This window comes from Streptomyces sp. NPDC015131 (genome assembly GCF_043079975.1).
In the GTDB taxonomy this organism is placed as follows: Bacteria; Actinomycetota; Actinomycetes; order Streptomycetales; family Streptomycetaceae; genus Streptomyces.
This window is the reverse complement of record NZ_JBIBVB010000003.1, coordinates 797,890-817,672: the sequence shown is the minus strand read 5'-3', so window position 1 is coordinate 817,672 and position 19,783 is coordinate 797,890. Positions and strand designations below refer to the sequence as shown.

31 protein-coding genes are annotated in these 19,783 nt (G+C 68.4%); 30 read left to right on the top strand and 1 reads right to left on the bottom strand.

Annotated features, from left to right (window positions below; translation table 11 throughout):
• Window positions 1-4: 4 nt before the first annotated feature.
• From rpsS to truA, 26 genes are all read left to right on the top strand, one after another.
• Entirely contained in the window at window positions 5-286 is a 282-nt protein-coding gene (rpsS, locus tag ACF08D_RS14955; protein ID WP_003974263.1) for a 30S ribosomal protein S19, read from the top strand.
• Between the two features lie 49 nt (window positions 287-335).
• Window positions 336-683: a 50S ribosomal protein L22 gene (gene rplV / locus ACF08D_RS14950; protein WP_009327087.1), complete on the top strand. Its 348-nt coding sequence runs from the start codon at window positions 336-338 to the stop codon at window positions 681-683.
• Window positions 683-1,516: a 30S ribosomal protein S3 gene (rpsC, locus tag ACF08D_RS14945; RefSeq protein WP_147987684.1), complete on the top strand. Its 834-nt coding sequence runs from the start codon at window positions 683-685 to the stop codon at window positions 1,514-1,516. Before rplV ends, rpsC begins: the two co-directional genes overlap by 1 nt.
• A gap of 5 nt (window positions 1,517-1,521) precedes the next feature.
• Window positions 1,522-1,941: a 50S ribosomal protein L16 gene (gene rplP / locus ACF08D_RS14940; protein WP_126886729.1), complete on the top strand. Its 420-nt coding sequence runs from the start codon at window positions 1,522-1,524 to the stop codon at window positions 1,939-1,941.
• Window positions 1,941-2,165, top strand: coding sequence for a 50S ribosomal protein L29 (rpmC, locus tag ACF08D_RS14935; protein ID WP_031076670.1), 225 nt, complete (start codon window positions 1,941-1,943; stop codon window positions 2,163-2,165). Before rplP ends, rpmC begins: the two co-directional genes overlap by 1 nt.
• Window positions 2,165-2,449 carry a 30S ribosomal protein S17 gene (rpsQ, locus tag ACF08D_RS14930; RefSeq protein ID WP_392223000.1) on the top strand — a complete coding sequence of 95 codons (285 nt, stop codon included), beginning with the start codon at window positions 2,165-2,167 and terminating at the stop codon, window positions 2,447-2,449. Before rpmC ends, rpsQ begins: the two co-directional genes overlap by 1 nt.
• 103 nt (window positions 2,450-2,552) lie before the next feature.
• Entirely contained in the window at window positions 2,553-2,921 is a 369-nt protein-coding gene (gene rplN / locus ACF08D_RS14925) for a 50S ribosomal protein L14 (protein ID WP_003956455.1), read from the top strand.
• 2 nt (window positions 2,922-2,923) lie between these two features.
• Entirely contained in the window at window positions 2,924-3,247 is a 324-nt protein-coding gene (rplX, locus tag ACF08D_RS14920; RefSeq protein WP_019888758.1) for a 50S ribosomal protein L24, read from the top strand.
• On the top strand, window positions 3,247-3,804 hold the full coding sequence (gene rplE / locus ACF08D_RS14915; RefSeq protein WP_073753487.1) for a 50S ribosomal protein L5: 558 nt from the start codon (window positions 3,247-3,249) through the stop codon (window positions 3,802-3,804). Before rplX ends, rplE begins: the two co-directional genes overlap by 1 nt.
• 5 nt (window positions 3,805-3,809) lie before the next feature.
• A complete protein-coding gene (locus ACF08D_RS14910) occupies window positions 3,810-3,995 on the top strand; it encodes a type Z 30S ribosomal protein S14 (protein ID WP_003956452.1) in 186 nt (61 codons plus the stop codon).
• 208 nt (window positions 3,996-4,203) lie between these two features.
• Window positions 4,204-4,602, top strand: coding sequence for a 30S ribosomal protein S8 (rpsH, locus tag ACF08D_RS14905; protein WP_006347222.1), 399 nt, complete (start codon window positions 4,204-4,206; stop codon window positions 4,600-4,602).
• A gap of 21 nt (window positions 4,603-4,623) precedes the next feature.
• Window positions 4,624-5,163 carry a 50S ribosomal protein L6 gene (gene rplF, locus ACF08D_RS14900; RefSeq protein ID WP_064069946.1) on the top strand — a complete coding sequence of 180 codons (540 nt, stop codon included), beginning with the start codon at window positions 4,624-4,626 and terminating at the stop codon, window positions 5,161-5,163.
• Window positions 5,164-5,166: 3 nt separating this feature from the next.
• A complete protein-coding gene (gene rplR / locus ACF08D_RS14895) occupies window positions 5,167-5,550 on the top strand; it encodes a 50S ribosomal protein L18 (RefSeq protein ID WP_031076680.1) in 384 nt (127 codons plus the stop codon).
• A 43-nt stretch (window positions 5,551-5,593) separates the two neighbouring features.
• Window positions 5,594-6,199: a 30S ribosomal protein S5 gene (rpsE, locus tag ACF08D_RS14890; protein ID WP_005313527.1), complete on the top strand. Its 606-nt coding sequence runs from the start codon at window positions 5,594-5,596 to the stop codon at window positions 6,197-6,199.
• On the top strand, window positions 6,199-6,381 hold the full coding sequence (rpmD, locus tag ACF08D_RS14885; RefSeq protein WP_041130781.1) for a 50S ribosomal protein L30: 183 nt from the start codon (window positions 6,199-6,201) through the stop codon (window positions 6,379-6,381). Before rpsE ends, rpmD begins: the two co-directional genes overlap by 1 nt.
• Before the next feature lies 1 nt (window position 6,382).
• Window positions 6,383-6,838: a 50S ribosomal protein L15 gene (gene rplO, locus ACF08D_RS14880; RefSeq protein WP_126886732.1), complete on the top strand. Its 456-nt coding sequence runs from the start codon at window positions 6,383-6,385 to the stop codon at window positions 6,836-6,838.
• Window positions 6,839-7,257: 419 nt separating this feature from the next.
• Window positions 7,258-8,577: a preprotein translocase subunit SecY gene (secY, locus tag ACF08D_RS14875; protein ID WP_392222999.1), complete on the top strand. Its 1,320-nt coding sequence runs from the start codon at window positions 7,258-7,260 to the stop codon at window positions 8,575-8,577.
• The gene (locus ACF08D_RS14870) at window positions 8,577-9,236 is read left to right on the top strand and encodes an adenylate kinase (RefSeq protein ID WP_392222998.1); all 660 of its coding nucleotides are present in this window, start codon (window positions 8,577-8,579) and stop codon (window positions 9,234-9,236) included. The genes secY and ACF08D_RS14870 overlap by 1 nt, the downstream gene beginning before the upstream one ends.
• 118 nt (window positions 9,237-9,354) lie before the next feature.
• Window positions 9,355-10,206 carry a type I methionyl aminopeptidase gene (gene map, locus ACF08D_RS14865; RefSeq protein ID WP_392222997.1) on the top strand — a complete coding sequence of 284 codons (852 nt, stop codon included), beginning with the start codon at window positions 9,355-9,357 and terminating at the stop codon, window positions 10,204-10,206.
• Between the two features lie 195 nt (window positions 10,207-10,401).
• Window positions 10,402-10,623: a translation initiation factor IF-1 gene (gene infA, locus ACF08D_RS14860; protein ID WP_003956442.1), complete on the top strand. Its 222-nt coding sequence runs from the start codon at window positions 10,402-10,404 to the stop codon at window positions 10,621-10,623.
• A 56-nt stretch (window positions 10,624-10,679) separates the two neighbouring features.
• Entirely contained in the window at window positions 10,680-10,793 is a 114-nt protein-coding gene (gene rpmJ, locus ACF08D_RS14855) for a 50S ribosomal protein L36 (RefSeq protein WP_003956441.1), read from the top strand.
• 203 nt (window positions 10,794-10,996) lie between these two features.
• The gene (rpsM, locus tag ACF08D_RS14850) at window positions 10,997-11,377 is read left to right on the top strand and encodes a 30S ribosomal protein S13 (protein ID WP_392222996.1); all 381 of its coding nucleotides are present in this window, start codon (window positions 10,997-10,999) and stop codon (window positions 11,375-11,377) included.
• Between the two features lie 65 nt (window positions 11,378-11,442).
• Window positions 11,443-11,847, top strand: coding sequence for a 30S ribosomal protein S11 (rpsK, locus tag ACF08D_RS14845; protein WP_003956432.1), 405 nt, complete (start codon window positions 11,443-11,445; stop codon window positions 11,845-11,847).
• 120 nt (window positions 11,848-11,967) lie between these two features.
• Window positions 11,968-12,990: a DNA-directed RNA polymerase subunit alpha gene (locus ACF08D_RS14840; RefSeq protein ID WP_003956430.1), complete on the top strand. Its 1,023-nt coding sequence runs from the start codon at window positions 11,968-11,970 to the stop codon at window positions 12,988-12,990.
• A gap of 80 nt (window positions 12,991-13,070) precedes the next feature.
• On the top strand, window positions 13,071-13,556 hold the full coding sequence (gene rplQ, locus ACF08D_RS14835; RefSeq protein ID WP_392222995.1) for a 50S ribosomal protein L17: 486 nt from the start codon (window positions 13,071-13,073) through the stop codon (window positions 13,554-13,556).
• Window positions 13,557-13,636: 80 nt separating this feature from the next.
• On the top strand, window positions 13,637-14,503 hold the full coding sequence (gene truA, locus ACF08D_RS14830) for a tRNA pseudouridine(38-40) synthase TruA (protein ID WP_392222994.1): 867 nt from the start codon (window positions 13,637-13,639) through the stop codon (window positions 14,501-14,503).
• On the opposite strand, the gene ACF08D_RS14825 is transcribed toward truA, so the two are convergent.
• Window positions 14,474-15,346 carry a hypothetical protein gene (locus ACF08D_RS14825; protein ID WP_392222993.1) on the bottom strand — a complete coding sequence of 291 codons (873 nt, stop codon included), beginning with the start codon at window positions 15,344-15,346 and terminating at the stop codon, window positions 14,474-14,476. The two genes, truA and ACF08D_RS14825, sit on opposite strands and share 30 nt — an antisense overlap.
• A gap of 55 nt (window positions 15,347-15,401) precedes the next feature.
• Between ACF08D_RS14825 and ACF08D_RS14820 the strand changes: the two genes are divergently transcribed.
• From ACF08D_RS14820 to glmM, 4 genes are all read left to right on the top strand, one after another.
• The gene (locus ACF08D_RS14820; protein ID WP_392222992.1) at window positions 15,402-17,024 is read left to right on the top strand and encodes an ABC-F family ATP-binding cassette domain-containing protein; all 1,623 of its coding nucleotides are present in this window, start codon (window positions 15,402-15,404) and stop codon (window positions 17,022-17,024) included.
• A 227-nt stretch (window positions 17,025-17,251) separates the two neighbouring features.
• Window positions 17,252-17,695 (top strand): 50S ribosomal protein L13, encoded by a 444-nt coding sequence (rplM, locus tag ACF08D_RS14815; RefSeq protein ID WP_248632495.1) that lies wholly within the window; start codon window positions 17,252-17,254, stop codon window positions 17,693-17,695.
• A gap of 41 nt (window positions 17,696-17,736) precedes the next feature.
• Entirely contained in the window at window positions 17,737-18,255 is a 519-nt protein-coding gene (gene rpsI, locus ACF08D_RS14810; RefSeq protein ID WP_392222991.1) for a 30S ribosomal protein S9, read from the top strand.
• Between the two features lie 112 nt (window positions 18,256-18,367).
• Window positions 18,368-19,726 (top strand): phosphoglucosamine mutase, encoded by a 1,359-nt coding sequence (gene glmM / locus ACF08D_RS14805; RefSeq protein ID WP_392222990.1) that lies wholly within the window; start codon window positions 18,368-18,370, stop codon window positions 19,724-19,726.
• Window positions 19,727-19,783 lie beyond the last annotated feature (57 nt).

Sequence of the window (19,783 nt, the reverse complement as noted above, 5' to 3'; positions counted from 1 at the left end):
TTAGATGCCGCGTAGTCTCAAGAAGGGGCCCTTCGTCGACGACCACCTGATCAAGAAGGTGGACACTCAGAACGAAGCCGGCACCAAGAACGTCATCAAGACCTGGTCCCGTCGCTCGATGATCGTCCCGGCCATGCTCGGCCACACGATCGCGGTGCACAACGGCAAGACCCACATCCCGGTGTTCGTCACCGAGTCGATGGTCGGCCACAAGCTCGGCGAGTTCTCGCCGACTCGCACCTTCCGCGGCCACGTCAAGGACGACCGGAAGTCGAAGCGCCGCTAACGCGGGGTGACAGACCATGACGAACGTGTCAGACACTGAAGGGACAACCATGGAAGCCAGGGCCCAGGCGCGGTACATCCGCGTCACGCCCATGAAGGCCCGCCGCGTGGTGGACCTCATCCGTGGCATGGACGCCACGGAGGCTCAGGCGGTCCTGCGTTTCGCCCCGCAGGCCGCGAGCGTGCCGGTGGGCAAGGTGCTGGACAGCGCCATTGCCAACGCCGCGCACAACTACGACCACACGGACGCCTCTTCGCTGTTCATCAGCGAGGCGTACGTCGACGAGGGCCCGACCCTGAAGCGGTTCCGTCCGCGTGCTCAGGGCCGTGCCTACCGGATCCGCAAGCGGACCAGCCACATCACCGTGGTCGTCAGCAGCAAGGAAGGAACCCGGTAATGGGCCAGAAGGTAAACCCGCACGGGTTCCGGCTCGGCATCACCACCGACTTCAAGTCGCGTTGGTACGCCGACAAGCTGTACAAGGACTACGTCAAGGAAGACGTCGCCATCCGTCGGATGATGACGTCCGGCATGGAGCGCGCCGGCATCTCCAAGGTCGAGATCGAGCGCACCCGTGACCGTGTCCGCGTGGACATCCACACCGCTCGTCCCGGCATCGTCATCGGCCGCCGTGGCGCCGAGGCCGACCGCATCCGCGGCGACCTCGAGAAGCTCACGGGCAAGCAGGTCCAGCTGAACATCCTCGAGGTCAAGAACCCCGAGGTGGACGCTCAGCTGGTGGCCCAGGCCGTGGCCGAGCAGCTGTCCTCCCGCGTCTCCTTCCGCCGCGCCATGCGCAAGAGCATGCAGTCGGCGATGAAGGCGGGCGCCAAGGGCATCAAGATCCAGTGTGGTGGCCGTCTCGGCGGCGCCGAGATGTCCCGCTCGGAGTTCTACCGCGAGGGTCGTGTGCCGCTGCACACGCTGCGCGCGAACGTCGAGTACGGCTTCTTCGAGGCCAAGACGACCTTCGGCCGCATCGGCGTGAAGGTCTGGATCTACAAGGGCGACGTCAAGAACATCGCCGAGGTCCGCGCCGAGAACGCCGCTGCCCGTGCGGGCAACCGCCCGGCCCGTGGTGGCGCTGACCGCCCGGCCGGCCGCGGTGGCCGCGGTGGCGAGCGTGGCGGTCGCGGTCGCAAGCCGCAGCAGGCTCAGGCTGCCGAGGCCCCCAAGGCCGAGGCTCCCGCCGCCGCTCCGGCTGCTGAGAGCACCGGAACGGAGGCCTGACCGACATGCTGATCCCCCGTAGGGTCAAGCACCGCAAGCAGCACCACCCCAAGCGCAACGGCATGGCCAAGGGTGGCACGCAGGTTGCGTTCGGCGAGTACGGCATTCAGGCCCTCACCCCGGCCTACGTGACCAACCGCCAGATCGAGGCCGCGCGTATCGCGATGACCCGCCACATCAAGCGTGGCGGCAAGGTCTGGATCAACATTTACCCGGACCGCCCGCTCACGAAGAAGCCGGCCGAGACCCGCATGGGTTCCGGTAAGGGTTCCCCGGAGTGGTGGATCGCGAACGTCAAGCCCGGTCGGGTGATGTTCGAGCTGTCCTACCCGAACGAGAAGATCGCGCGTGAGGCTCTGACTCGTGCCGCCCACAAGCTGCCGATGAAGTGCAAGATCGTCAAGCGCGAGGCAGGTGAGCTGTGATGTCGGCCGGTACCAAGGCGTCCGAGCTGCGCGAGCTGGGCAACGAGGAGCTTGTCGCCAAGCTCCGCGAGGCCAAGGAAGAGCTGTTCAACCTCCGCTTCCAGGCGGCGACCGGGCAGCTCGAGAACCACGGTCGGCTCAAGTCCGTCCGTAAGGACATCGCCCGGATCTACACCCTGATGCGCGAGCGCGAGCTGGGCATCGAGACGGTGGAGAGCGCCTGATGAGCGAGAGCAACGTGACTGAGAACAAGGAAGCGCGCGGTTTCCGCAAGACCCGTGAGGGTCTGGTCGTCAGCGACAAGATGGACAAGACCGTCGTCGTCGCCGTCGAGGACCGCGTCAAGCACGCGCTGTACGGCAAGGTCATCCGCCGTACGAACAAGCTCAAGGCGCACGACGAGCAGAACGCCGCGGGTGTCGGCGACCGTGTCCTCCTCATGGAGACCCGGCCGCTGTCCGCGAGCAAGCGCTGGCGCGTCGTCGAGATCCTCGAGAAGGCCAAGTAATCGCTCGGGGGGTTTCCCCCGAGTTCGTTCCGCCAGGCTCGGCAGGGGCTGACCTCTTCGGAGGCGCCCCTGCCGGGAACCGGCAGACAATCAGGAGATAGACGTGATCCAGCAGGAGTCGCGACTGCGTGTCGCCGACAACACTGGTGCCAAGGAGATCCTTTGCATCCGTGTTCTCGGTGGTTCCGGTCGCCGCTACGCGGGCATCGGTGACGTCATCGTCGCCACCGTCAAGGACGCGATCCCCGGTGGCAACGTGAAGAAGGGTGACGTCGTCAAGGCGGTCATCGTTCGCACCGTCAAGGAGCGCCGCCGCCAGGACGGCTCGTACATCCGCTTCGACGAGAACGCCGCCGTCATTCTGAAGAACGACGGCGACCCTCGCGGCACCCGTATCTTCGGCCCGGTGGGCCGTGAGCTGCGCGAGAAGAAGTTCATGAAGATCATCTCGCTCGCGCCGGAGGTGCTGTAAGCATGAAGATCAAGAAGGGCGACCTGGTCCAGGTCATCACCGGCAAGGACAAGGGCAAGCAGGGCAAGGTCATCGCGGCCTTCCCCCGCGAGGACCGTGTCCTGGTCGAGGGTGTCAACCGGGTCAAGAAGCACACCAAGGCCGGTCAGACCGCTCGCGGTTCCCAGACCGGTGGCATCGTCACGACCGAGGCCCCCATCCACGTGAGCAATGTTCAGCTCGTCGTGGAGAAGGACGGCAACAAGGTCGTCACGCGCGTCGGTTACCGCTTCGACGACGAGGGCAACAAGATCCGCGTTGCCAAGCGGACGGGTGAGGACATCTGATGGCTACCACCACCACTCCGCGTCTCAAGACGAAGTACCGCGAGGAGATCGCGGGCAAGCTGCGTGAGGAGTTCTCGTACGAGAACGTCATGCAGGTTCCCGGCCTCGTCAAGATCGTGGTCAACATGGGTGTGGGCGACGCCGCCCGCGACTCCAAGCTGATCGAGGGCGCCATCAAGGACCTCACCACGATCACCGGTCAGAAGCCGGCCGTCACCAAGGCCCGCAAGTCCATCGCGCAGTTCAAGCTGCGTGAGGGTCAGCCGATCGGTGCCCACGTCACGCTCCGTGGCGACCGCATGTGGGAGTTCCTGGACCGCACCCTGTCGCTCGCGCTCCCGCGCATCCGCGACTTCCGCGGCCTGTCCCCCAAGCAGTTCGACGGCCGTGGCAACTACACCTTCGGTCTCACGGAGCAGGTCATGTTCCACGAGATCGACCAGGACAAGATCGACCGTGTCCGGGGTATGGACATCACCGTGGTGACCACGGCGACCAACGACGAAGAGGGCCGCGCGCTCCTCCGTCACCTCGGCTTCCCGTTCAAGGAGGCGTGAGCGAGATGGCGAAGAAGGCTCTCATCGCAAAGGCTGCTCGCAAGCCCAAGTTCGGCGTGCGCGCGTACACCCGCTGCCAGCGCTGCGGTCGTCCGCACTCCGTCTACCGCAAGTTCGGCCTGTGCCGCGTGTGCCTCCGTGAGATGGCTCACCGTGGCGAGCTGCCGGGCGTGACCAAGAGCTCCTGGTAATCCCTCACTTGGGATGACCGGAGTCTCTCGGTAAGCATCTGGTCGGCAGGAGCCCTTCCCCACATGTCGTAGGCTTGTGGGGTTGGGCGCCTGCCGCCCGTACGACTTACTACGCCGTAGGTCCCCGCACCGCACCCGTCCCGCCCATGAGCGGGGAGAGGGATGGCGCATACAGGAAACCCCGGCGAGAGAGGCCGAAGGCCAATTCATGACCATGACTGATCCGATCGCAGACATGCTTACGCGTCTGCGGAACGCGAACTCGGCGTACCACGACTCCGTGACGATGCCGCACAGCAAGATCAAGTCTCACATCGCGGAAATCCTCCAGCAGGAGGGCTTCATCACCGGCTGGAAGGTCGAGGACGCCGAGGTCGGCAAGAACCTCGTCCTCGAGCTGAAGTTCGGTCCGAACCGTGAGCGCTCCATCGCGGGCATCAAGCGGATCTCGAAGCCGGGTCTGCGGGTTTACGCGAAGTCCACCAACCTGCCGAAGGTCCTCGGCGGTCTGGGCGTGGCGATCATCTCCACGTCCCACGGCCTCCTGACCGGTCAGCAGGCGCAGAAGAAGGGCGTGGGTGGGGAAGTCCTCGCCTACGTCTGGTAGTCGGGAACGGAGGAAAAGCCAATGTCGCGTATCGGCAAGCTCCCCATCACGGTTCCCGCCGGCGTGGACGTCACCATCGAGGGCCGCACGGTCACGGTGAAGGGTTCCAAGGGCACCCTGAGCCACACCGTCGCCGCGCCGATCGAGATCGTCAAGGGCGAGGACGGCGTTCTCAACGTCACCCGTCCGAACGACGAGCGTCAGAACAAGGCCCTGCACGGCCTGTCCCGCACGCTGGTGGCCAACATGATCACCGGTGTGACCCAGGGGTACACGAAGGCGCTCGAGATCAGCGGTGTCGGTTACCGCGTGGCCGCGAAGGGCTCCAACCTGGAGTTCCAGCTCGGCTACAGCCACCCGATCCTGGTGGAGGCCCCCGAGGGGATCTCCTTCAAGGTCGAGTCGCCGACCAAGTTCTCGGTCGAGGGCATCGACAAGCAGAAGGTCGGCGAGGTCGCCGCGAACATCCGCAAGCTTCGCAAGCCCGACCCCTACAAGGCCAAGGGCGTGAAGTACGCGGGTGAGGTCATCCGCCGCAAGGTCGGAAAGGCTGGTAAGTAAGCCATGGCATACGGCGTGAAGATTGCCAAGGGCAAGGCCTACAAGGGCGCTGCTCTGAAGCGTCGCCACATCCGCATCCGCAAGAAGATCGCGGGTACGACCGAGCGTCCGCGCCTGGTCGTCACGCGTTCCAACCGCGGCATCACCGCTCAGGTCATCGACGACATCGCGGGTCACACCCTCGCGTCGGCGTCCACCCTGGACGCGTCCATCCGCGGCGGCGAAGGCGACAAGTCGGCGAAGGCGAAGCAGGTCGGCCAGCTCGTGGCCGAGCGTGCCAAGGCCGCCGGCATCGAGGCTGTCGTGTTCGACCGTGGCGGCAACCAGTACGCCGGGCGCATCGCCGCCCTGGCGGACGCCGCCCGCGAAGCCGGTCTCAAGTTCTGAGCCGGTTCCGTAGCTCAGCGGAAAACGAAGAGAGGTAATTCCAATGGCTGGACCCCAGCGCCGCGGAAGCGGTGCCGGTGGCGGCGAGCGGCGGGACCGGAAGGGCCGTGACGGCGGCGCTGCTGCCGCCGAGAAGACCGCGTACGTTGAGCGCGTTGTCGCGATCAACCGCGTCGCCAAGGTTGTGAAGGGTGGTCGTCGCTTCAGCTTCACCGCGCTGGTCGTGGTGGGCGACGGTGACGGCACCGTGGGTGTCGGTTACGGCAAGGCGAAGGAGGTGCCGGCCGCCATCGCCAAGGGTGTGGAGGAGGCCAAGAAGCACTTCTTCAAGGTCCCCCGTATCCAGGGCACCATCCCGCACCCCATCCAGGGTGAGAAGGCCGCGGGCGTCGTCCTGCTCAAGCCGGCTTCCCCCGGTACCGGTGTGATCGCCGGTGGCCCGGTGCGTGCCGTGCTCGAGTGCGCCGGCGTTCACGACATCCTGTCGAAGTCGCTCGGCTCCGACAACGCGATCAACATCGTGCACGCGACCGTGGCGGCCCTCAAGGGCCTGCAGCGTCCCGAGGAGATCGCGGCCCGCCGCGGTCTGCCCCTCGAGGACGTCGCCCCCGCGGCTCTCCTCCGTGCGCGTGCCGGGGCGGGTGCGTAATGGCTCGCCTCAAGGTCACGCAGACGAAGTCGTACATCGGCAGCAAGCAGAACCACCGCGACACCCTGCGTTCCCTGGGCCTCAAGCGCCTGGGTGACGTGGTTGTCAAGGAGGACCGTCCCGAGTTCCGCGGCATGGTGCACACCGTCCGCCACCTCGTGACGGTCGAGGAGGTCGACTGACATGGCGGAGCAGAACCCGCTGAAGGTCCACAACCTCCGTCCCGCCCCGGGCGCCAAGACCGCCAAGACCCGTGTGGGTCGTGGTGAGGCGTCGAAGGGTAAGACGGCCGGTCGTGGTACCAAGGGCACCAAGGCCCGTTACCAGGTTCCGGAGCGCTTCGAGGGTGGGCAGATGCCCCTCCACATGCGCCTCCCGAAGCTCAAGGGCTTCAAGAACCCGTTCCGCACCGAGTACCAGGTCGTGAACCTGGACAAGCTCGCGGCCCTGTACCCGCAGGGTGGCGAGGTCACCGTTGCCGACCTGGTCGACAAGGGTGCCGTGCGCAAAAACAGCCTCGTCAAGGTCCTGGGCCAGGGCGAGATCTCCGTGGCGCTGCAGGTGACGGTGGACGCCGTCTCCGGCTCCGCCAAGGAGAAGATCACCGCCGCCGGCGGCACGGTCACCGAGCTCGTCTGAGTCCGGAACGGCTGTACCGCGGCGTGCGCTGACGCACGCTGACGGCGAAGAGCCCGGCCGGCGCTCCCTCGTGGGCGCCGGCCGGGCTCTTTCGCGTACCGGCCCGGCCGCCTCCGGAGCACCGCCCAAGGGCGGCTTTCGGACATGTTGGCCGGAGCCTTGGCCCACCGGGTGTCGATCGGGGCCGCTCGGTCGTTGGCCCTGGAGGGGCCACCCCGGCCGGCCGCCCGAGGTGTTCGGCCTCACCCCGCGGTTGACGTGCCTCAGCGACGTTTCACGCGGGCATGGCGGCCGGGTATGGTAGCCGCTGTTAGTGTCCCGGCAGTCTGCCCCCGTGGCGTGAGGCTGCCGTGTTTGTATCCACTCACTTACCTAACCGTCACCCTCACGCGCGTAACGCGGGGGTCGCAGGAGGCACCGTGCTCACCGCGTTCGCCCGGGCGTTCAAGACGCCCGACCTGCGCAAGAAGCTGCTCTTCACGCTGGGCATCATCGTGATCTACCGGCTCGGGGCGCACATCCCCGTGCCCGGGGTCGACTACCAGTCCGTCCAGCAGTGCGTGGACGAGGCCTCCAAGGGCGGCAACAGCCTGCTCGGCCTGGTGAACCTGTTCAGCGGTGGGGCGCTTCTGCAGATCACCATCTTCGCGCTCGGCATCATGCCGTACATCACGGCGAGCATCATCCTGCAGCTGCTGACCGTCGTCATCCCGCGTCTGGAGGCCCTCAAGAAGGAGGGGCAGTCGGGGACGGCGAAGATCACGCAGTACACGCGGTACCTGACGATCGCCCTCGCCATCCTCCAGGGCACCGGCCTGGTGGCGACCGCCCGCACCGGTGCGCTGTTCAGCGGCTGCACGGTGGCCGGCCAGGTCGTCCCGGACCGGTCGATCTTCGTCACCATCCTGATGGTCATCACCATGACCGCGGGCACCGCCGTCGTGATGTGGCTCGGTGAGCTCGTCACCGACCGCGGCATCGGCAACGGCATGTCGATCCTGATGTTCATCTCGATCGCCGCCGGCTTCCCCGGCGCGCTCTGGGCCATCAAGGTCAGCGGCAAGCTCGCCCAGGGCTGGATCGAGTTCGGCACCGTGATCCTGATCGGCTTCGTGATGGTGGCCCTGGTGGTCTTCGTCGAGCAGGCCCAGCGCCGCATCCCGGTGCAGTACGCGAAGCGCATGATCGGCCGCCGGTCGTACGGCGGTACGTCCACCTACATCCCGCTCAAGGTGAACCAGGCAGGTGTGATTCCTGTCATCTTCGCCTCGTCGCTGCTCTACATCCCGGCCCTGGTCGCGCAGTTCTCGAGCGGCACCTCCGGCTGGAAGACCTGGATCGAAGCGCACTTCGTCAAGGGTGACCACCCGTACTACATCACCGTGTACTTCCTGTTGATCGTGTTCTTCGCCTTCTTCTACGTGGCGATCTCGTTCAACCCCGAGGAAGTCGCGGACAACATGAAGAAGTATGGTGGCTTCATCCCGGGCATCCGGGCTGGTCGACCTACTGCCGAGTACTTGAGCTACGTGCTCAACCGGATCACCTGGCCGGGCTCGCTGTATCTGGGTCTGATCGCTCTTGTGCCGACGATGGCGTTGGCAGGCTTCGGTGGCGCCAATGCCAACTTCCCGTTCGGCGGGACGAGCATCCTCATCATCGTGGGTGTGGGGCTGGAGACCGTGAAGCAGATCGAGAGCCAGCTCCAGCAGCGCAATTACGAAGGGTTCCTCCGCTGATGCGAATCGTCCTCGTCGGACCGCCCGGTGCCGGCAAGGGAACGCAGGCCGCGTTCCTTGCCAGGAACCTGTCGATCCCGCACATCTCCACGGGCGACCTGTTCCGCGCCAACATCAGTCAGGGCACGGAGCTGGGCAAGCAGGCCAAGGCGTACATGGACGCCGGCAACCTCGTACCGGACGAGGTCACCATCGGCATGGCCAAGGACCGCATGGAGCAGGCGGACGCCGAGAACGGCTTCCTGCTGGACGGCTTCCCGCGGAACGTGGCCCAGGCCGAGGCGCTGGACGCCATGCTCGACGGCGAGGGCATGAAGCTGGACGCCGTCCTCGACCTGGAGGTCGAGGAGGACGAGGTGGTCAAGCGGATCGCGGGCCGCCGCATCTGCCGCAACGACAGCGCGCACGTCTTCCACGTGACCTACGCGCCGCCGAAGACCGAGGGCGTCTGCGACCAGTGCGGTGGCGAGCTGTACCAGCGCGACGACGACTCCGAGGAGACCGTCCGCAAGCGGCTGGAGGTCTACCACACGCAGACCGAGCCGATCATCGACTACTACAAGGCCCAGGGCCTGGTCGTCACCATCTCGGCGCTCGGCAAGGTCGAGGACGTCACCGAGCGCGCGATGACCGCGCTGCGGGGCGAGCGGGCCGCGTAGCCCGAGGTACGCGTCGTACGAGCCGGCCGCGGTGCCCTTCGGGGCGCCGCGGCCGGTGTCGTACCGCCGTATCGTGGTGAGGTCACCCCGTTCTCCCTCCCGAAAGGCGTCAGCCGTCATGGTGCAGATCAAGACTCCCGAGCAGATCGCGAAGATGCGCGAGGCGGGGCTTGTCGTCGCCGCCATCCACGCGGCGACCCGCGAGGCGGCGGTGCCGGGCGCGACGACCAAGGACCTGGACGAGGTCGCCCGGAAGGTGATCGCGGACCACGGGGCGAAGTCGAACTTCCTCGGGTACGGCGGCTTCCCCGCCACCATCTGCACCTCGGTGAACGAGGTCGTCGTCCACGGCATCCCCAGCGACGAGGTCGTCCTCAAGGACGGCGACATCATCTCCATCGACTGCGGGGCGATCATCGACGGCTGGCACGGCGACGCCGCCTACACGGCCTTCGTGGGCTCCGGCCACGCCCCGGAGCTGATCGAGCTGTCCCGGGTGACCGAGGAGTCGATGTGGGCCGGGATCGCGGCCATGCGGAACGGCAACCGGCTGGTCGACATCTCCCGGGCGATCGAGTCCTACATCCGCCGCCAGCCCCGCCCCTCGACGGGCGAGCACAGCCTGGGCAAGTTCGGGATCATCGAGGACTACGGCGGCCACGGCATCGGCACCGAGATGCACATGGACCCGCACCTGCTGAACTACGTCGCCCGCAAGCGCGGCAAGGGCCCCAAGCTGGTGCCCGGCTTCTGCCTGGCGATCGAGCCCATGGTGTCGCTGGGCACGCCCCGCACCGAGGTGCTGGAGGACGACTGGACCGTGATCACCACGGACGGCACCTGGTCCTCGCACTGGGAGCACTCGGTGGCCCTCACCGAGGAGGGCCCCCTGGTCCTCACGGCCCCGGACGGCGGCAAGGCCAAGCTCGCCGAGCTGGGCGTGACGGCCGCCCCCGATCCGCTGGCCTGACCGGCCCGGTGCCGGCCGTCCCGCCGGTGCGCGCGCTCCCGCGCGCGGGGGTAAGGATCACCGCTCCTGGGCATCCTTCTCGGATTCGTCTTTTCCAGGGGCCTGACGTAGACTGATGCGTCGGCTCTCGTGTACCCGTGTGTCCGCACACGGGTACCGGGAGTCGATCAAGGTAGCCGATTCGAAGGGCGAAGCGTGGCCAAGAAGCAAGGTGCCATCGAGATTGAGGGCACCGTGATCGAGTCCCTGCCGAACGCCATGTTCAAGGTGGAGCTCCAGAACGGTCACAAGGTCCTCGCGCACATCTCCGGCAAGATGCGGATGCACTACATCCGTATCCTCCCGGACGACCGGGTCGTCGTGGAGCTGTCTCCGTACGACCTGACGCGTGGGCGGATCGTCTACCGATACAAGTAGATCTTGTCGCGCCCCTCCTCGGGGCGGTGGCACTGACCCGGAGAACCTCACATCCCATGAAGGTCAAGCCGAGCGTCAAGAAGATCTGCGACAAGTGCAAGGTGATCCGCCGTCACGGCCGGGTCATGGTCATCTGCGACAACCTGCGCCACAAGCAGCGCCAGGGCTGACGCACGCCGACCTGCACCTGAGCAGTTCTTCGCGCGACGCGAGCAAATTCGTACATACGCAGTGCCCGTCCAAGCCCCTCACAGGGCTGACGACACCTCCGGTGGGGGCCGGGGACCTGGACGTACCACTTCCTTTGATCCAAAGGAGTCGGCGGCCATGGAGCGGTACTGCGGAAGACCCCCGAACACACAGGAGCCATTGAATGGCACGCGTTTCCGGTGTTGACATCCCGCGCGACAAGCGTGTGGAGGTCGCACTCACCTACGTCTTCGGTATCGGCCGCACCCTGGCGAAGGAGACCCTCGCCTCCACCGGTGTGGACCCGAACACCCGCGTTCGTGACCTGTCCGAGGAGGACCTGGTCAAGATCCGCGAGTACGTGGACGCCAACCTCAAGACCGAGGGTGACCTCCGCCGCGAGATCCAGGCCGACATCCGCCGCAAGGTCGAGATCGGCTGCTACCAGGGTCTGCGCCACCGTCGCGGTCTGCCGGTCCACGGCCAGCGCACCAGCACGAACGCCCGTACCCGCAAGGGCCCGCGTCGCGCGATCGCCGGCAAGAAGAAGCCGGGCAAGAAGTAGTCCGCAGCGGACGACTGTCCACGGTCTTCGCTGTAGGACCGACCACCTCCCGTAGGAGTTAAGACATGCCCCCCAAGGGTCGTCAGGGCGCTGCCAAGAAGGTGCGCCGCAAGGAAAAGAAGAACGTCGCTCACGGCCACGCGCACATCAAGAGCACGTTCAACAACACGATCGTCTCGATCACGGACCCCTCGGGCAACGTGATCTCCTGGGCCTCCGCCGGCCACGTCGGCTTCAAGGGCTCGCGCAAGTCCACCCCCTTCGCCGCGCAGATGGCCGCCGAGTCGGCCGCCCGCCGCGCGCAGGAGCACGGCATGCGCAAGGTCGACGTCTTCGTCAAGGGTCCCGGCTCCGGCCGTGAGACCGCGATCCGCTCCCTCCAGGCCACGGGCCTCGAGGTCGGCTCCATCCAGGACGTCACCCCCACCCCGCACAACGGCTGCCGTCCGCCGAAGCGCCGCCGCGTCTGACGCACGGCCGCTCAGCCGCACGGTTTCGGGCGGTACGGCCCCTCGGGGGCGTACCGCCCGTACCCTTGCAGTATCCGAGGACGTCAAATAGCGGGCGTCCACGACTGAAGGACACACACCATGCTTATCGCTCAGCGTCCCTCGCTGACCGAAGAGGTCGTCGACGAGTACCGCTCGCGGTTCGTCATCGAGCCCCTGGAGCCGGGCTTCGGCTACACGCTCGGCAACTCCCTCCGCCGGACCCTCCTCTCCTCGATCCCGGGCGCCGCTGTCACGTCCATCCGGATCGACGGCGTGCTGCACGAGTTCACCACCGTGCCGGGTGTCAAGGAGGACGTCACCGACCTCATCCTCAACATCAAGCAGCTGGTCGTCTCCAGCGAGCACGACGAGCCGGTCGTGATGTACCTGCGCAAGCAGGGCCCCGGCCTGGTCACCGCCGCCGACATCGCCCCGCCGGCCGGTGTCGAGGTGCACAACCCCGACCTGGTGCTCGCCACGCTGAACGGCAAGGGCAAGCTGGAGATGGAGCTGACCGTCGAGCGCGGTCGCGGCTACGTCTCCGCCGTCCAGAACAAGCAGGTGGGCCAGGAGATCGGCCGCATCCCGGTCGACTCCATCTACTCGCCGGTGCTCAAGGTCACGTACAAGGTCGAGGCGACCCGTGTCGAGCAGCGCACCGACTTCGACAAGCTGATCGTCGACGTCGAGACCAAGCAGGCCATGCGCCCGCGCGACGCCATGGCGTCCGCCGGCAAGACCCTGGTCGAGCTGTTCGGCCTGGCCCGCGAGCTGAACATCGACGCCGAGGGCATCGACATGGGCCCGTCCCCCACGGACGCCGCCCTGGCCGCCGACCTGGCGCTGCCGATCGAGGAGCTCGAGCTCACCGTTCGTTCGTACAACTGCCTCAAGCGCGAGGGCATCCACTCCGTGGGTGAGCTCGTGGCGCGCTCCGAGGCCGACCTGCTCGACATCCGCAACTTCGGTGCGAAGTCGATCGACGAGGTCAAGGCGAAGCTGGCCGGCATGGGCCTGGCCCTGAAGGACAGCCCGCCCGGATTCGACCCGACCGCCGCCGCCGACGCCTTCGGCGCCGACGACGACGCGGACGCCGGTTTCGTCGAGACCGAGCAGTACTGATTGCTGCCCGCAGGCACCCGCCTGCGGGGCCCTGACCCCGGTACCTGACACGGCCGGGGCAGATCACAAGGAGAAACACCATGCCGAAGCCCACCAAGGGTGCCCGTCTGGGCGGCAGCGCCGCGCACGAGAAGCTGCTCCTCGCGAACCTCGCGAAGTCGCTCTTCGAGCACGGCCGCATCACGACGACCGAGGCCAAGGCCCGCCGCCTGCGTCCGGTCGCCGAGCGCCTGATCACCAAGGCCAAGAAGGGCGACATTCACAACCGTCGCCTGGTGCTGCAGACGATCACGGACAAGGGCATCGTCCACACGCTCTTCACCGAGATCGCCCCGCGCTACGCCGAGCGCCCGGGTGGCTACACCCGCATCACCAAGATCGGCAACCGTCGTGGCGACAACGCCCCGATGGCGGTCATCGAGCTGGTCGAGGGCGAGATCGCCAAGAAGGCGACCGTCGCCGAGGCCGAGGCCGCGACCAAGCGCGCGGTCAAGGAGGCCGACGAGGCCAAGGTCGAGGAGACCAAGGCCGACGAGGCTCCGGCCGAAGAGTCCAAGGACGCCTGACCGCGTTCTGAAGGCTGTACGGACGGGCCCGTCCCCCTCGTGGGGGCGGGCCCGTTCTCGTTGGAGAGGAACAAGGTGACGTGAGCGATGACGTGAGGCCCGGCTTCGTCCGGGTGCGGCTGGACCTGTCGTACGACGGCAGGGACTTCCACGGCTGGGCCAAGCAGGCCGGCGGGCAGCGGACCGTCCAGGGCGACATCGAGGACGCCCTCCGTACCGTGACCCGGTCGTCCGAGACGTACGAGCTGACCGTCGCCGGCCGCACCGACGCGGGGGTCCACGCGCGCGGCCAGGTCGCCCATGTCGACCTGCCCGAGGCCCTGTGGGCCGAGCACCGGGACAAGCTGCTGCGCCGCCTGGCCGGGCGCCTGGCGCACGACGTCCGGATCTGGCGGGCCGAGGAGGCACCGGGCGGCTTCAACGCCCGCTTCTCGGCGATCTGGCGCCGCTACGCCTACCGCGTGACCGACGCCCCGGGCGGGGTCGACCCGCTGCTGCGCGGGCACGTCCTGTGGCACGACTGGCCGCTGGACGTGGACGCGATGAACGCCGCCGCCGAGCGGCTGGTGGGCGAGCACGACTTCGCCGCGTACTGCAAGCGCCGCGAGGGGGCGACCACCATCCGCACCCTCCAGGAGCTGCGCTGGGAGCGGCTGCCCTCGGGCGTCCTGGAGGCCACCGTCAAGGCCGACGCCTTCTGCCACAACATGGTCCGCTCGCTGGTCGGCGCGCTGCTGTTCGTCGGCGACGGGCACCGTCCGGCGGACTGGCCCGGGAAGGTCCTGGCGGCGGGCGTGCGGGACTCCGCCGTCCATGTCGTACGGCCGCACGGGCTGACGCTGGAGGAGGTCGGGTACCCGGCCGACGAGCTGCTGGCCGCCCGGAACCTGGAGGCCCGCAACAAGCGGTCCCTGGTCTCAGGCGGCGGGGGCGGTGGCTGCTGCTGACGCCTGGGCGCGGCCCCGGGCGTAGATCTGGTTGAAGGTGAAGGTGGCGAGGTCGTCGCTGGCCTTGAAGACGGCCTCGTCACCGCGGGTGACCTTCTTGCCGCTGGTGAAGCCGGCCTGGGTGAAGTACGCGTAGCGGCCGAGGGCGTTGGTCCGGCGCAGGCAGACGGTCTGCGCCTGGCAGAAGCCGCCGACGCCGGAGCCCGCGAGCGGGGCGACGCTGCCCACCGCCTGGTCCTTGGCCTTCAGCGCCGCCGCCTTGGAGTCGAACACGGCCACGCCGACGGTGACGGCGACGCCGTCGCGCTCGTAGGTGGCGCGAATGAGCCGCTCGCAGCCGTTGCGCTCCAGGACCGCGCCGAGGCCGTCCTCGGCCCCCGCCGCGCAGTTCGTGGTGGACGCGGTGGCACCCTTGCGGTGGACGCGGTCGCCCATGGTCAGCTTCTTGCCGGGGAAGAGGGAATCGGCGGACAGCGGCGCCCGGTCCTTCTGGGCGGTGGAGATGAAGTCCATCGGGTCCGGCGGGGGCGGGGGAGCGACCGAGGAGAAGGACGGCTGCGGCTTGGCGGTGTCGGTGGGCAGCACCGGGGCGCCGCTGGTGGTGTCCGCGAGGTTGGCGCCGTCGTCCTTCGTGTGGGTGGAGACGATGGCGGCGGCGATGACCGTGCCCACCAGGGCGGTCGCCAGCACCGCCCCGCCGGCCAGCATCAGGCGCCTACGGCGCGTACGCCGCTCCGACGCCTCGGCGAGGGCGCTCCAGTCGGGCGTGGAATCCACGGCCGGGCGGCCCTGCTGGTACGGATCGTGCGGCTGCTGCGGCCACTGGGGTCCCCCAAAGCTCATGGCGCGCATCCTAAACCGCTTGGGCCGGGCGTCGGCCCCCGGAGACAATGCGGTCATGGGACATGTAGAGGTCGCGCATCTGGAGTACCACCTGCCGGACGGCCGGGTCCTGCTCGGTGATGTGTCGTTCCGGGTCGGCGAGGGCGCCGTGGTGGCGCTGGTCGGGGCCAACGGGGCGGGCAAGACGACGCTCCTGCGGCTGATCGCCGGGGAGGCCCAGCCGCACGGCGGCTCGGTGACCGTCTCGGGCGGGCTGGGCGTGATGCCGCAGTTCGTGGGATCGGTCCGGGACGAGCGGAGCGTGCGGGACCTGCTGGTGTCGGTGGCGCCGGCCCGGATCCGGGAGGCCGCGGCGGCGGTGGACGCCGCCGAGCACGCGATCCTGACCGTGGACGACGAGGCCGCGCAGATGGCGTACGCGCAGGCCCTCAGCGACTGGGCGGAGGCGCGGGGGTACGAGGCCGAGACCGTCTGGGACATGTGCACCATGGCGGCGCTGGGCGTGCCGTACGAGAAGGCGCAGTTCCGCGAGGTGCGCACGCTCAGCGGCGGGGAGCAGAAGCGGCTGGTCCTGGAGGCGCTGCTGCGCGGCCCCGAGGAGGTCCTGCTGCTGGACGAGCCGGACAACTATCTGGACGTCCCGGGCAAGCGGTGGCTGGAGGAGCGGCTGGCGGAGACCCGCAAGACGGTCCTGTTCGTCTCGCACGACCGGGAGCTGCTGGCGCGGGCGGCGGAGAAGATCGTGGCGGTGGAGCCGGGCCCGGCGGGGTCGGACGTGTGGGTGCACGGCGGCGGCTTCGCCACCTTCCACGAGGCGCGGCGCGAGCGGTTCGCCCGCTTCGAGGAGCTGAAGCGCCGGTGGGAGGAGAAGCACGCCCAGCTGAAGAAGCTGGTGGTGAACCTGCGGCAGGCGGCGTCGATCAGCCATGAGATGGCGTCGCGGTACGCGGCGGCCCAGACCCGGCTGCGGAAGTTCGAGGAGGCCGGTCCGCCGCCGGAGCCGCCGCGCGAGCAGGACATCCGGATGCGGCTGCGCGGCGGCCGGACCGGGGTGCGGGCGGTGACCTGCGAGGGGCTGGAGCTGACCGGGCTGATGAAGCCGTTCTCGCTGGAGGTGTTCTACGGCGAGCGGGTCGCGGTGCTGGGGTCGAACGGCTCCGGGAAGTCGCACTTCCTGCGGCTGCTGGCGGGGGACACCTCGGTGGCGCACCGGGGGGTGTACCGGCTGGGCGCGCGGGTGGTGCCCGGTCACTTCGCGCAGACCCACGCGCACCCCGAGCTGCTGGGCCGGACGCTGGTGGACATCCTGTGGACCGAGCACGCCCGGGACCGGGGCGGTGCGATGTCGGTGCTGCGGCGGTACGAGCTGGAGGGCCAGGGCGACCAGGTCTTCGACCGGCTGTCGGGCGGGCAGCAGGCCCGGTTCCAGATCCTGCTGCTGGAGCTGGCGGGCACCACGGCGCTGCTGCTGGACGAGCCGACGGACAACCTGGACCTGGAGTCGGCGGAGGCCCTCCAGGTGGGGCTGGAGGCGTACGAGGGCACGGTGCTGGCGGTGACGCACGACCGCTGGTTCGCCCGCTCCTTCGACCGGTACCTGGTCTTCGGCGCGGACGGTGTGGTGCGGGAGACCCCGGAGCCGGTGTGGGACGAGCGGCGGGTGGAGCGGAGGCGCTGACCCGGGATCCCCGGCGTTTTGACCCGCCGGGGGCGGCGCGGGTACTGTTGCCGTTTGTTATGCGTATGGGCTTCGCCGCGTTCTTCGCGAGAATCCCCTGCGCACGTTCCCTGGAGCAGTTACCAGTGGCTCGCATACGGGCGGTGTACCCGGCAGTGTGGGCCCCAGCTGCATGATCGCTTCAGGTGTGTCTGGATTCCATCCACTGAAGAAGCGAAGGCTACGAAGTGCGTACGTACAGCCCCAAGCCCGGCGACGTGACTCGCCAGTGGCACATCATCGACGCGCGGGACGTTGTCCTGGGCCGTCTGGCGACGACGGCTGCGAACCTCCTGCGGGGTAAGCACAAGCCCGTCTACGCGCCGCACATGGACATGGGTGACTTCGTCATCATCATCAACGCCGACAAGGTGCACCTGTCCGGCAACAAGCGGACCCAGAAGCTGGCGTACCGCCACTCCGGCTTCCCGGGTGGTCTGCGCTCCGTCCGCTACGACGAGCTGCTGGACAAGAACCCCGAGAAGGCCGTCGAGAAGGCCATCAAGGGCATGATCCCCAAGAACTCCCTCGGCCGTCAGATGCTCTCGAAGCTGAAGGTCTACGCGGGCGAGAACCACCCGCACGCTGCCCAGCAGCCGGTCCCGTTCGAGATCACCCAGGTCGCGCAGTAAGTCCGGCCACCCCCTAAGACGAAAAGAATCTGAGGAGCATCGTGGCCGAGACCACTGTTGAGAACCCCGTCGAGGGCGAGGAGACCTACGCCGAGGTCACCACCTTCGAGTCCGAGACGCCCGTCGAGGGCGAGTACACCTCGGAGTCCCTCGCGTCCCGCTTCGGCGAGCCGCAGCCGGCCGCCGGCCTGGGCCGCCGCAAGAACGCCATCGCCCGCGTCCGGATCGTCCCGGGCACCGGCAAGTGGAAGATCAACGGTCGCACCCTCGAGGACTACTTCCCGAACAAGGTGCACCAGCAGGAAGTCAACGAGCCCTTCAAGGTGCTCGAGCTCGACAACCGCTACGACGTCATCGCCCGCATCTCGGGTGGCGGCGTCTCCGGCCAGGCCGGCGCCCTGCGCCTCGGTGTGGCCCGCGCGCTGAACGAGGCGGACGTGGACAACAACCGCGGCCCGCTGAAGAAGGCCGGCTTCCTGAGCCGCGACGACCGCGCGGTCGAGCGCAAGAAGGCCGGTCTCAAGAAGGCCCGTAAGGCCCCGCAGTACAGCAAGCGTTAATCACGCCTGCTCGGTCTGCTCGTACGTACGCCCCGGCGGCACCTTTCGTGCTGCCGGGGCGTACGTCTATACGCTTCACCTTGCTTTTTTCGGAGTAACTCGGAGGACAGCTGTGGGACGACTCTTCGGCACGGACGGTGTACGCGGTGTCGCCAACGCCGATCTGACGGCGGAGCTGGCGCTCGGCCTCTCGGTCGCGGCGGCGCACGTGCTCGCCGAAGCGGGGACCTTTGAAGGACACCGGCCGACCGCCGTGGTCGGCCGCGACCCCCGTGCGTCGGGAGAGTTCCTGGAGGCCGCCGTGGTGGCGGGCCTCGCGAGCGCCGGCGTCGACGTCATGCGGGTCGGCGTGCTGCCGACGCCCGCCGTGGCGCACCTGACGGCCGCGCTCGGCGCGGACCTGGGCGTGATGCTCTCCGCCAGCCACAACGCCATGCCGGACAACGGCATCAAGTTCTTCGCGCGCGGCGGCCACAAGCTGGCCGACGAGCTGGAGGACCGTATCGAGTCGGTGTACGAGCAGCACCGCACCGGTGAGCCGTGGGACCGGCCGACCGGCGCCGGTGTCGGCCGGGTCGCCGACTACCAGGAGGGCTTCGACCAGTACGTCGCCCACCTGCTGGGCGTCCTGCCGAACCGGCTCGACGGGCTGAAGATCGTCCTGGACGAGGCGCACGGCGCGGCGGCCGGCGTTTCGCCCGCCGCGTTCGAGCGGGCCGGGGCCGAGGTCGTCACCATCGGCGCCACCCCGGACGGGCTCAACATCAACGACGGGTGCGGCTCCACGCACCTGGGGCTGCTCAAGGCCGCCGTCGTCGAGCACGGCGCCGACCTCGGCATCGCCCACGACGGCGACGCCGACCGCTGCCTGGCCGTGGACCACACCGGTGCCGAGGTCGACGGCGACCAGATCCTCGCCGTGCTGGCGCTCGCCATGCGCGAGGCGGGGACGCTGCGCGGCGACACCGTCGTCGCCACCGTCATGTCGAACCTGGGCTTCAAGCTCGCCATGGAGCGCGAGGGCCTCCAGCTCGTCCAGACCGCGGTCGGCGACCGCTATGTGCTGGAGTCGATGAAGGAGCACGGCTACGCGCTGGGCGGCGAGCAGTCCGGGCACGTCATCGTGCTGGACCACGCCACCACCGGCGACGGCACCCTGACCGGTCTGCTGCTGGCCGCGCGGGTGGCGGCCACCGGACGGTCGCTGGCCGAGCTGGCCGGGGTGATGGAGCGGCTGCCGCAGGTGCTGATCAACGTCAAGGACGTCGACAAGTCGCGGGTGAAGACCTCCGCCGAGCTGGGTAACGCCGTCGCGGACGCCGAGCGCCGGCTCGGCACCACCGGCCGCGTCCTGCTGCGCCCCTCGGGCACCGAGCCGCTGGTGCGGGTGATGGTGGAGGCCGCCGACATCGAGCAGGCCCGCTCGGTCGCCGGTGAGCTGGCCGACGTGGTGAAGTCCGCGCTGGGCTGAGCCGCGGCCCGTACGCGTACGAGGAGGGGCGCCCCACCGGTCACCGGCGGGGCGCCC